The 6,445-nt window shown below is 38.4% G+C and carries 8 protein-coding genes; all 8 read right to left on the reverse strand.

Annotation, left to right across the window (positions count from 1 at the left end; genetic code table 11):
- Positions 1-370: 370 nt before the first annotated feature.
- Positions 371-910: a cysteine hydrolase family protein gene (locus VM640_RS11515; RefSeq protein ID WP_325392335.1), complete on the reverse strand. Its 540-nt coding sequence runs from the start codon at positions 908-910 to the stop codon at positions 371-373.
- A 57-nt stretch (positions 911-967) separates the two neighbouring features.
- Entirely contained in the window at positions 968-1,141 is a 174-nt protein-coding gene (locus VM640_RS11520) for a hypothetical protein (protein WP_325392337.1), read from the reverse strand.
- 686 nt (positions 1,142-1,827) lie between these two features.
- Positions 1,828-1,950 carry a hypothetical protein gene (locus VM640_RS11525; protein ID WP_325392339.1) on the reverse strand — a complete coding sequence of 41 codons (123 nt, stop codon included), beginning with the start codon at positions 1,948-1,950 and terminating at the stop codon, positions 1,828-1,830.
- A 60-nt stretch (positions 1,951-2,010) separates the two neighbouring features.
- The gene (locus VM640_RS11530) at positions 2,011-2,934 is read right to left on the reverse strand and encodes a TIGR01777 family oxidoreductase (protein WP_325392341.1); all 924 of its coding nucleotides are present in this window, start codon (positions 2,932-2,934) and stop codon (positions 2,011-2,013) included.
- Between the two features lie 236 nt (positions 2,935-3,170).
- Positions 3,171-3,914: a protein kinase family protein gene (locus tag VM640_RS11535; protein ID WP_325392343.1), complete on the reverse strand. Its 744-nt coding sequence runs from the start codon at positions 3,912-3,914 to the stop codon at positions 3,171-3,173.
- A gap of 4 nt (positions 3,915-3,918) precedes the next feature.
- Positions 3,919-4,287, reverse strand: coding sequence for a zinc ribbon domain-containing protein (locus VM640_RS11540; RefSeq protein ID WP_325392345.1), 369 nt, complete (start codon positions 4,285-4,287; stop codon positions 3,919-3,921).
- Between the two features lie 335 nt (positions 4,288-4,622).
- The gene (locus VM640_RS11545) at positions 4,623-5,975 is read right to left on the reverse strand and encodes a hypothetical protein (RefSeq protein ID WP_325392347.1); all 1,353 of its coding nucleotides are present in this window, start codon (positions 5,973-5,975) and stop codon (positions 4,623-4,625) included.
- 293 nt (positions 5,976-6,268) lie between these two features.
- A partial coding sequence (locus VM640_RS11550) for a M15 family metallopeptidase (RefSeq protein WP_325392349.1) occupies positions 6,269-6,445 on the reverse strand: 177 nt, incomplete at its 5' end.

A 6,445-nucleotide genomic window follows, 5' to 3' on the forward strand; every position in this document is an offset into this window, starting at 1 on the left:
ATTTTAGTGAAACGATCGTCAAGATTCCCATGGCAATGCAACTTAAAAAGGTAAACACTTCAATCGCCCTTGTGGTTGAAAGGATCTTTTCCTTAACCTTTCGTTCTTTTATAGTGGAAAGATCGGTTTTCGTTTTAAGACGGGATAGCTTGGGTAACGCTTTTTAAAAAACATGTCCCCAGAAAATTAGTGCATGAATGCACAGCTTTTTGTTATACAGGAAAGTATATAATTTCTAGACTTGTGGATAACGATATAAGTGCGTGCGGGAAGTTGAAGCGGGGATAGAATGTGGCGAGCTAGCAGGATGGACTGTGGAAATACTATCTTTTGCGTAGGATGGTATCTCAAAACACACTGAAAATTAGGTTTACTCAAAATTGATCTCACTTGTTTGTTTTAACTGAACAAACCGTCCCCCCAATATTCCATTGTGATGTTTGACGATTTGTGGAGCGGTAAGTATTTCATTATCGAATGTGCTATGGGCATCCTCTACAAGAATCGAATCGTAGCCCATGCTAAATGCCCGTCTACATGTTGTATCAACACAGAATTCGGTCTGGCATCCTACAATAACCAACTTGCTTATGAATTTTTTCTGAAGCTCTTCATGTAATAAAGTTTGATGGAAGGAATCTGGAGTTCGTTTAAATACTACTACTTCATTTCCCAATGGTTTTATTCTGGGGTCAATTTCCCAGGTAGGCTTCCCCTTGCCGAATAACCCTTCATCAGATCCAATATGTTGAACAAAGAATACAGGAGTTTTTGTAGACCTAGCCCTATCTAATAAGTAGCTAATATTTTCTATCAACTTGTCTCCATTGTGCAAAGGTAAATCTGGGGCTGAAAACATCGCGACTTGGACGTCGATAATGACTAATCCAGTATTGTTCATCTCTTTCATTTTTTCTACCACCCTTATCGTTTCTAGTTAAATTTACGCGACATCTTTAGTGTTACTTCAGAGATGCCGCTCACCCCAAGACCCACGTATCGTGAGAGGAGTTCTCGAAATCCCCAGATAATTCGCTTCAAGAAGTACCTTCCACACCTTTCCTTCAATTCCTCCCAAGATTGCGGAAATATTCCAATTAAAAGCAAAAAGGTCAGAACGTCCAAAAAACGATCTGACCATTCATCTTCATTATTTACTTGTTCATGGCTCCCTTTCTATGGAGTTCATTCCTCTACAGCAAAAATTACCAACAACATTGGCAACATTTACATACTGACAGCATGTTCCGTGAGCGTAGCTAGTCCTATTAAATCGTTACACGATTTACGTTTAAACCCGCAAACCCTTTCTACAAAAGGATTCTAGCTGTGCTTCTTTACAAGACTTACCACGGTCTCAACGTGCGTGGACGCTTAGCAATGTCGTAAAGTGTCTCGATAGAAAACACATTAAGGCTGAACAAAGTCGGTTGAGAAAATAGTTGACAAATTTACGGTTATATGCATGGGCAAATTTCCGGTCAGGCAACTTTCAACTATGTCCCTAGGAGAATTTTGGTGATGCTTCGAATTGTTAAGTCAGTTCCTTTCCATTTTTTATTGAAAGTATATAATTGCACTAGCTAATAATAAAATTGCTATGGGTGCAACGAATCTGCCAATGATCATTATTCCTAGAATGGAAACCATTAATAAGACACAAGCAATTACCCAAACCAGAATAGTAATTCTTTTCCATACCGCAATCGCTCCAATACATGAAAGGAAAAATACGGCCACCGGCCAAAATATCGTCCAAAATATTACTACTTTTGAACCATGTTTAAATGCAAATTCCAATGCCGTAACTTTTATGGTTGTGCTTATTTAGGGCGCGCTTGATTCCGATGTTGCACCAGTATACTTCATTCCAAACAACATTTGATATGCAGATATTGCTGAAATTAACGGAGTAATCATCCCAAGAACCTTACCAACTTTCGCCAACATGTTAACTCCTCCTAGACTTCGTAAACAAAACATGGTACGAATACCGCCCAATATGCTGGTTTAAACATCGTCCGTTTTCTTCAAAACATCTATTAATGCAGATTCTAACTTAAGAAACCGAAACTCATAACCAGCATCAATAGCTTTTTTCGGCACAACCCGTTGACCGTGTATTAACATTTCTGCCATTTGTCCTAATGCCAATTTCAATAAAGTTTCGGGAACCGGTAACCAAGATGGTCTATTCATAACTTTGCCTAGCACCTTACAGAAATCTCTCATTCTTACGGACTCTGGAGCAGTTGCATTGATAGGACCGGTCAGTTCCGGGTGCTCAATTACGAACCTAATTATACTCGTTAAATCCTGAATATGTATCCACGATAGCCATTGATTCCCTGTACCCAATGGGCCACCAATATAGAACCTGAAGGGCATTACCATTCTGTTCAGTGCCCCTTCGGTTCCCAATACAACACCAATCCTTATAGTTGCAACCCTGGTCAAATCATTTCGAACTCTATACGCTTCTTTCTCCCAATCTCTACATACTTGGTCCAAAAAATCTTGTCCTGCCTCTTCAACTTCAGTTATTTCCTCATCTTTATGAGGACCATAATACCCTACTGCAGAGGCGTTAATTAGAACTTTTGGTAGAATAGCATGGCTATTTATGGAAGCGACAATTGCTTTAGTAGTTCTAATCCTACTATTCAAAATCTCTCTCTTAACCGCATCCGTCCAACGATGATTCCCGATAGATTCACCCGCTAGGTTCACAATTACGTCAACATCTTTCAACTCACTGATAGATGATAAAGGTGACTCATTTTGCCATCTAATCATCTGGACTTTATTTTCTGCATTAGCAATAGATTTCACGCTATTTCTCGTTATGACACTCACATGATATCCATTTATCAGTAATTCATTTGTAAGATTTCGTCCAATAAAGCCTGTCCCACCAAAGATTACTACGTTCATCCTAGACCTCCAAAATAATTTCATCGTCCTATATTTCTTATTAAAGGCTAAACTACCCCGTATTTTTCATCATATTTTCTCAATCTCATTTTTAAGATATATGACTGAAGATTCAGCGGGCTCCAATGCCTAGATCCTTGAGCAGCCTCATAAAATTTATGCAGTCTAGGGTAATCCTTGCGAACTTTTTTTATGGGCATATTCTGTTTAGATAAGCAGCACCCTCCCAGAAATATCTAATACCTACTTATGCTAAAAGCCCTAATAAAGTCCGTTTTAATATCATTTATATTTTCATAGACAAATTCCAGGCCAAGCAACTTTCTTAAAAATAGTTGCTGTTCCGATGTCAACGATAATTCTTCGTACCATGGTAATTTTTTAGGCCATGGCAGTTGTTTATTCTTTTCTTTTTTTTCATAAGAAGAGTAAATTAAATACAGCAAAAAATCCCCTAAATAAGAGAAATCCAAATCATATCTATATGTTTTATCCGCCCATCTCGCCAGCCCAAAATCAATAAGGCATACCTTTCCTTGATACATCAGAACATTTGGTATTCTTATATCTCGATGGACAACACCGTTCTCATGAAGATATTGAATAATATTGATAAGCTGAAGTCCTGTGTGAAATACTTCTCTCCTCGTAAATTTATAGTTATGCTTAAAAAGCAGCTCCTTTACGGTACAGCCATTTTTATACTCCAAAACAAACCCATAAAACCTTTTTTCATTGACAACCCCTAAAAACGCAGGGATTCGTTTATCCTTAAGCTTTGAAAGGATTACTGCTTCATCGATGCAATTTGGTAATTCTTTTTGTCCTAAACTTGTTTTATACTTCTTAATTACAACTTTATTGCCGCTTTCGGACCTGGCCAAAAAACACAATCCATATCTGCCTTCACCAAGAAGTCTATCAATCGTATATTGGCTGAACTTCTTACCCGCATATTTGAGAGTCCTGTAAAACCTCATAGGACTACCCGTTCAGTTTTGTGCCGCATTTGAAACAAAACTTTGCATCAAAAGGCACTTTTTCCCCACAATCTGTACAAAACAAAGCATCTGCAACCTTTTCACCACATTGTAAACAAAATTTTGAACCAGCAGGAATACTAGAATTGCATTTACCGCAATTTATTGAGTTTCGGTTTTCTATTGGCTGGTTTTGCATAGGTGCAGACTGATTGTGGTTATTTCCATAGTTATTATAATTACCCCCTGCCCCACTTCTCGAATCCATTATGTTTAATAAGTTCCCTAAAAAACCTTTCTTTTGATAATGCCCGCTTCCATGTGTTCCTCTTTTATAATGGTTTCCGCTTGATGATCTTGAATTAGAACCCATATTTCATTCCCCTTTATCTATTTATTTATACTATTATAGTTAAACAAAATCTACTAACTTTATGATTATTCCCATTTAATTTCTTGGATAGACTTCATCAAATATTTATCCTTTTCATAAATATTTGATTTTAAACGAGATAAAAACCTCGGAATCTAAAAATTTAAGATTTGTTAGGAGATAAGGGGCATGATAGTTTACACATAAATACTATATCATGAATGGGTTATTCAGTAATATGTATTCCTTCTAGAAAGGTTCTTTTGTTTTCAAATAAAATCACCGTAATTCCTTGATAATCAATAATAGTAGTCTTCCCCAACCCGAGCAATGCATCATTTTGTGTAATCCGTATAATCCGGAGTAAACCATTTGATTCCAATACTCTTATTTCCACTCTTATCCGCTTTATTGCTTTTGATTTCTTCGTCAGGAATGAGCTTTAAATCCAACAATAAGGTGTACTTCTCCGGCTCGTTGACATAAAACGTCAAGCCCCGGATATCCTCCAGTGTCGGTACAGACTCGCCCAGTACAGGATCTGCGATTTTCTCAAGATTGATATAGTACTTTCCGTCGGCTTGGAGCACTTCATAGCGAATATAATGATGAACACGTGCATAATTAAGAAGACGTTCCGTCCCTGCAACGAGAATTTTCCCTTCATCTTGATAATTTTTTAAGAGTCGCAGGGCTTGCGCATCATTGGAGTTAAAAACCTGTGCTGCATTGCCCTTACCCAGATGTTGGGCCAGAATGGTATATTTCTCAGCTTGATATAGCTCATCTAAATGCGGCTTTGTCAGTTGACGAGGAATTTCATGCGGTTCCCAGGTCCAAACTCTTTTTCCTTTCACCTCATCATAGGAATAGCGCTGAAAGCCCCAAATCTGTCGACCATCCCGTAAGGTGAGTGGATAGAGGGGATCTTCAAAGCTATATTGGACTCCCCCCGTTGAATTCCAGACAAAGCGAATCCCATTATTTAGAGTCAAATCCGTATGGTAATAAGGAGATTGTGAATTATCCCCCTGCTGATAGGCGTACAAAGTTTGGGGAAGGTAGGCTCCGAAATTTTGCGCATTTGTTTCGGTTCCATGATTGATCCATACCTTAGGCATAAAACCATTCTTTTTCATCTCCGTCCAGGCCTTATCCGCTAAATCACGCGTACATAGCAAATTCTTATCTTTGCGGCTAAAATCTCCGAACGTATGTAAGGAATCGATCCAACCCACATTAAAGTAATGTTTAATTTTATCCGCATCCTTGAATACTTGTGTATCCACACCTTGAAAATATGCCATGGAATATGCTAAGGAATGGCCTTCGCTATCGATGAGATCACTATAATTACTGACCTGATACATCCAAGCCGAGTCCGCGATATCTAACCCCAAACCCTGCCCGTAAGGGGTTAATTCATGGGTATTTAGGAAACGATGATAATCCTCAAATTCTGCCACTGAGGTGGCATCAATATCTGAGGAGATCGCCAACATTCCGGTATAAGGGAACGGAAACTTTCTGATATTCAGTTTGAGATCAGGAGCCGGCTCCAGCGGCGGCAGCTCAACCTGTTGACTGGGTATTTTATAGATATTGGCATTAGCAGGAAAAATCATGACAAGCGTAAAAACCAAAATCGATGTAAGAATGTTGATAGTTTTTCGATTCTTAACCCGCATGAATTCACCTTCTCTATTGACCCTTGTTAAATTTGTAATCATTATTGCATTTATAGTGTATTCACCTAACTAGGGATTATCAATACTCTTTTATCATTTTCAGAGAATTAACTTTAACTGAATTGCGGAGAGAGCTCTAAATATTAGAGCTCACAAAAGAACAAAAAAGGCTCACCGTGAAAAATAATGATCAATTAAGATGTCTAAAATGGTCCCCTCTACTTCACCGACGGTTGCTTAAGAAGTTCCATATACATCGAGCACGGTCCGGTGGCGAGGGGTAAGATGGACTTTTACCTCGGAGGTCTTTTCCCATTTTGAAGATCCTCAGTGGTTAATCCAAAGGTATATTGAAAATGTGGGAAATCAACAATTGATTTAAACCTGCCACCCCACTCAAGCCCAACTTGTTCCCCTAAACGACCCATTAGATTAAACTTCGTTTGATCATTTGAAACTTGGTTATTTTC

It is taken from the genome of Desulfitobacterium sp., assembly GCF_035539115.1.
GTDB lineage: Bacteria > Bacillota > Desulfitobacteriia > Desulfitobacteriales > Desulfitobacteriaceae > Desulfitobacterium_A.

Coding starts and splice junctions, on each gene's coding strand:
- VM640_RS11515 (WP_325392335.1), bottom strand. CDS start 910: ATGAAAGAGATGAACAATACTGGATTAGTCATTATCGACGTCCAAGTC.
- VM640_RS11520 (WP_325392337.1), bottom strand. CDS start 1,141: ATGGTCAGATCGTTTTTTGGACGTTCTGACCTTTTTGCTTTTAATTGG.
- VM640_RS11525 (WP_325392339.1), bottom strand. CDS start 1,950: ATGTTGGCGAAAGTTGGTAAGGTTCTTGGGATGATTACTCCGTTAATT.
- VM640_RS11530 (WP_325392341.1), bottom strand. CDS start 2,934: ATGAACGTAGTAATCTTTGGTGGGACAGGCTTTATTGGACGAAATCTT.
- VM640_RS11535 (WP_325392343.1), bottom strand. CDS start 3,914: ATGAGGTTTTACAGGACTCTCAAATATGCGGGTAAGAAGTTCAGCCAA.
- VM640_RS11540 (WP_325392345.1), bottom strand. CDS start 4,287: ATGGGTTCTAATTCAAGATCATCAAGCGGAAACCATTATAAAAGAGGA.
- VM640_RS11545 (WP_325392347.1), bottom strand. CDS start 5,975: ATGCGGGTTAAGAATCGAAAAACTATCAACATTCTTACATCGATTTTG.